Annotated in this window: 5 protein-coding genes; 1 reads left to right on the plus strand and 4 read right to left on the minus strand. The window is 71.8% G+C overall.

Going from position 1 to position 3899, the window contains the following annotated elements:
- The 4 genes from FV223_RS22220 to FV223_RS22235 all read right to left on the minus strand — a co-directional run.
- A partial coding sequence (locus tag FV223_RS22220; protein WP_147729029.1) for an MSMEG_0567/Sll0786 family nitrogen starvation N-acetyltransferase occupies positions 1–526 on the minus strand: 526 nt, incomplete at its 3' end.
- Position 527: 1 nt separating this feature from the next.
- The gene (locus FV223_RS22225; RefSeq protein ID WP_243938531.1) at positions 528–1682 is read right to left on the minus strand and encodes an MSMEG_0568 family radical SAM protein; all 1155 of its coding nucleotides are present in this window, start codon (positions 1680–1682) and stop codon (positions 528–530) included.
- Positions 1567–2673, minus strand: coding sequence for a Nit6803 family nitrilase (locus tag FV223_RS22230; RefSeq protein ID WP_246686372.1), 1107 nt, complete (start codon positions 2671–2673; stop codon positions 1567–1569). Before FV223_RS22230 ends, FV223_RS22225 begins: the two co-directional genes overlap by 116 nt.
- Before the next feature lie 42 nt (positions 2674–2715).
- The gene (locus FV223_RS22235) at positions 2716–3198 is read right to left on the minus strand and encodes an MSMEG_0572/Sll0783 family nitrogen starvation response protein (RefSeq protein WP_147729031.1); all 483 of its coding nucleotides are present in this window, start codon (positions 3196–3198) and stop codon (positions 2716–2718) included.
- A gap of 367 nt (positions 3199–3565) precedes the next feature.
- Here FV223_RS22235 and FV223_RS22240 point away from each other — a divergent pair.
- On the plus strand, positions 3566–3899 hold a 334-nt coding region (locus FV223_RS22240; RefSeq protein ID WP_147729032.1), incomplete at its 3' end, for a GntR family transcriptional regulator.

Below are 3899 nucleotides of genomic sequence, written 5' to 3' on the forward strand. Positions count from 1 at the left end.
GGGTGACGAGCCCGTGCTCGGGATCGTGCATCGGCGGGTAGTGGGCGAGGTCGGCCCGCATCAGCCGGTGCGGCCGGCCGTGCAGGTCGACCGCGCCGAGGTCGTCCCAGTGCAGGCCGGCGAACAGGGCGGCGTTGCCGGCCTGGACGTGGGCGAGGAAGCGCGTGCAGCCGCGCGCATGGGCCGAGGACACCGCGACCCGGATCAGCCCGGCGCCGAGCGCCCCGACCCGGCGATGCCCGCGCTCGACGGCGAGCCGCGAGCCCCACCACTCGCCGGGCGTCTCCGGCGCCGCATGGATGCGGACGGTGCCGACGACCGCGTCCGGGTCGCCGCCGAGCGTCGACAGGGCGCAGATCGGGATCGCATGCGCGTCGAGCGCATCCGCGTCGCTCCCCGCGAAGAGGCCCTGCTCGGCGCAGAACACCGCGCGGCGCAGGCGCGCGCAGGCGCGCCGCTCCCAGGGGGCGGTGGCGAACTTCACCCGGAACAGGCTCGCGCGATACGGGGCGACCGGCTCGAACATCTCAAGGCCTCCGCTCGTAGGCGGAGAGCGCCGAGCAGGCACCGCAGCGGCCGCAGCCGGCCTTGATGTCGGCCGAGCGGAGGTCGGCCCGCGCCAGCATCCCGGCCAGCGGCTTCAGGATCGCGTGCATGAAGTCGGGGGACGGGGCCGGGTGGCTTTCCAGCGGCGTGCCCGAGATCGGCACGAACGGCACCACGAACGGGTAGACCCCCAGCGCCACGAGCCGCTCGGCCATCCCGAGGATCGCCTCGGGCGCGTCGCCGAGGCCCGCGAGGATGTAGGTCGAGACCTGGCCCCGCCCGAACACCGGCACCGCGGCCGCGAAGGCCTCGAGATAGCGCTCCAGCGGGACGCTCGCCTTGCCGGGCATGATCCGGCTGCGGACCTCCGGCGTCACCGCCTCGAGGTGCATGCCCAGCGCGTCGATGCCCGAGGCCCGCATGCGGGAGAACCAGCGGTCGTCGTCGGGCGGCTCGCACTGCGCCTGGATCGGCAGGTCCACCGCGGCCTTCACCGCGAAGGCGCTCTCGCACAGGACCGCGGCGCCGCGGTCGGTGGCGTTCGGCGTGCCGGTGGTCATCACCATGTGCTTGACGCCGTCGAGCAGCACCGCGGCGCGGGCCACCTCGGCGAGCTGCTGCGGGCTCTTGTGCGCGACCGTGCGGCCGGCCGCCAGCGACTGGCCGATCGCGCAGAACTGGCAGGTCCTCGTGCGGCTCTGGTAGCGGATGCAGGTCTGCAGCACGGTGGTCGCGAGGACGTCGCGCCCGTGCAGCACCGCGATCTTGGAATACGGCACCCCGTCGAAGGTCTGGAGCGCGTAGAAGCGCGGCTTGTCCGGGAAGGTCACCCGCCCGACCACCGCGCCGTCGTGCTCGATCAGGCTGAACCCGTCCGGCCCCGGGCGCTGCACGAGGAAGGGCGATTCGAAGGCGGTGGCGGTGTGGACCGGCACCATCACCGTGCGGCCCGAGATCGTCATCGCCTTGTGGTCGGAGGGGCCGGCCCCGCCGCGCCGGCTCTGGACGCCGGGGCGGCTGTCAGCCAGCCGGACTCCGTAGGATTGCAGCGCGTTGATCAGCCGCTCGGTCGGAAGGCCGGGCGCCGCCGGGCCCGGAGCCGGGGAGGCCGGCGACGGGGCGGTCGAACCGGTCAGGAGCGGGCTGTCCATGGTCTGAACTCCGGGTCGTCGCGGGAAGGCGGTTCGTCGCGGGAGGCGTCGTCGTCACGGGAAGCGCCGGGCGCGCGTCGTGGTTGAGGCTGAGCAGCTCGGGCCGGGCGTAATGGCCGACCGAGTCCATCATCCGCTTGCGCTTGGTCACGAGCGCGAGGTCCATGTCGGCGATCACGAGCCCCTCGCCCGCGCGCAGGGGCTCGGCGAGCAGCCGCCCTTCCGGCGAGACGATCGCCGTGAAGCAGCCGCCGCGCATCGCGCCCCGCAAGCCCTCCTCCGGGCAGGCCTTGGCGATCTGGTCCTCGGAGAGCCATCCGGTGGCGTTGACCACGAAGCAGGCGGCTTCGAGCGCGTGGTGGCGGATCGTCACCTCCATCTGGTCGGCGAAGACCTGGCCGACCAGCGAGCCCGGGAACTGGGCCGCGTGGATCTCCTCGTGCTGGGTCATCAGGCAGTAGCGGGCGAGCGGGTTGTAGTGCTCCCAGCAGGCGAGCGCGCCGACGCGGCCGACGGCGGTGTCGACCACGGTGAGACCCGCCCCGTCGCCCTGCCCCCAGATCATGCGCTCGTGGTAGGTCGGCGTGATCTTGCGGCGCTTGAGCGCCAGGCTTCCGTCGGCGTCGAAGATCAACTGCGCGTTGTAGAGCGTGCCGTGGTCGCGCTCGTTGACGCCGAGCACGATCACCATGCCGTGGCGGCGGGCGGCGGCCGAGACCGCCTCGGTGACGGGGCCGGGCACCACGACCGCGTGCGCGTAGAGCCGCAGGTGCTCCGCCCCCTGCATTGCCGGCGGGCTGACGAAGGAGAAGTACGGGTAGTACGGCACGAAGGTCTCGGGGAAGACGACGAAGCGCGCCCCCTTCCCCGCCGCGTCCGCGACCGCGTTCAGCACGCGCTCCAGGGTGTTCTCGGGCCGGTCCAGGTCCGGCGCGATCTGGACCGCGGCGGCCCGGACGATGCGCGGCTCCGCCATTGTCCGCCTCCTCGCTCGTGATGGGTGCCGGCGGCCGGCCGCTCAGACGGTCCAGGTGTCGATGATCACGGCGTTGTCGCGCTTGTGCAGCAGCACGATGTCGAGGACGTCGGTCGGCGCGATCGGGCGGATGCCCTCGATCAGCGAGGGCTCGCCGTGGCCGTAGAGCGCCTGGAGCGCGAAGCGGCAGGCATAGACCTTGCCGCCCTCGGCGATGAACTTCGCGATCTGGTTGTTCATGTTGAGGTGGCCCGGGAACGCCTCGTCGCCGAGCGTCGGGAAGCCGCGCTGGATGCCCAGCGTCACGCCGGGGCCGTAGAGCAGCACCGAGGTGTCGAAGCCCTTGCGCTGGAGGCGCGTGGCCTGGAGCAGGTTCACGAAGCCGATCGAGCCCTCGAACGCGACGGTGTGGAAGGTCACTAGGGCCTTCTGCCCCGGCTCGGCCTTCACGTCCTCGAAGACCTTCTCCTCGTAATCGACGAAGTAATCGCCCTTCTTGTGCTTGTCGGTGCTGACGGCAGGCATCGGCCGCACTCCCTCTTGTGCATCGCGGCCTGCGGCGGATCGAATGATCCCGGCCGCAGGTTCAATCGAGGATGGCAATCCCCGTGCCAGCGAGACGCCGACGACGTGCCGTTTCGGCGCCCGGTGCGGGATGCGGTCAATCATGCGGTCAATGGTCGATGCGGCGCGATCGACGTCTGTTTGGAAACGTCGCCGAACGACGCGGCATCTGCCGATAAAATGGGCGCCATTATTTTGAATTCTCTGGCGAGTACTTGACCGGATTGACCGTATCGCTCGCGCGGTTCGCGGCGCTCGGGCGTGCGGCACGCCGATTGCTCCCGATCAATCGACGATTGACTGCATCCTGACCGGTCGGGAGGCGAGAATGAGCCGCGCGACGCCGAAATCACGCGTCTCCGGGGCGCCCGCTCCGGGATCGCGCCCGGAAGACGGCTGGTGCCCCGACCTGCGGCGCTTCGGCAAGCCGCACTACCTCGCCATCGTCGAGGCGATCGCCGAGGACGTCCGCACGGGAAAGCTCGCGGTCGCCGAGCGCCTGCCGCCGCAGCGGGTGCTCGCGGCCCGCCTCGCCCTGAACTTCACCACGGTGGCCCGCGGCTACGTGGAGGCGCAAGGCCGCGGCCTCGTCGAGTCGCGGGTCGGCCAGGGCACCTTCGTGTGCGATCCGGCGCGCAGCCTCCAGGCGCCCCGCCCGGCCC

Source organism: Methylobacterium sp. WL116 (assembly GCF_008039455.1).
Classification (GTDB): domain Bacteria; phylum Pseudomonadota; class Alphaproteobacteria; order Rhizobiales; family Beijerinckiaceae; genus Methylobacterium.

Coding starts and splice junctions, on each gene's coding strand:
- FV223_RS22235 (WP_147729031.1), bottom strand. CDS start 3,198: ATGCCTGCCGTCAGCACCGACAAGCACAAGAAGGGCGATTACTTCGTC.
- FV223_RS22230 (WP_246686372.1), bottom strand. CDS start 2,673: ATGGCGGAGCCGCGCATCGTCCGGGCCGCCGCGGTCCAGATCGCGCCG.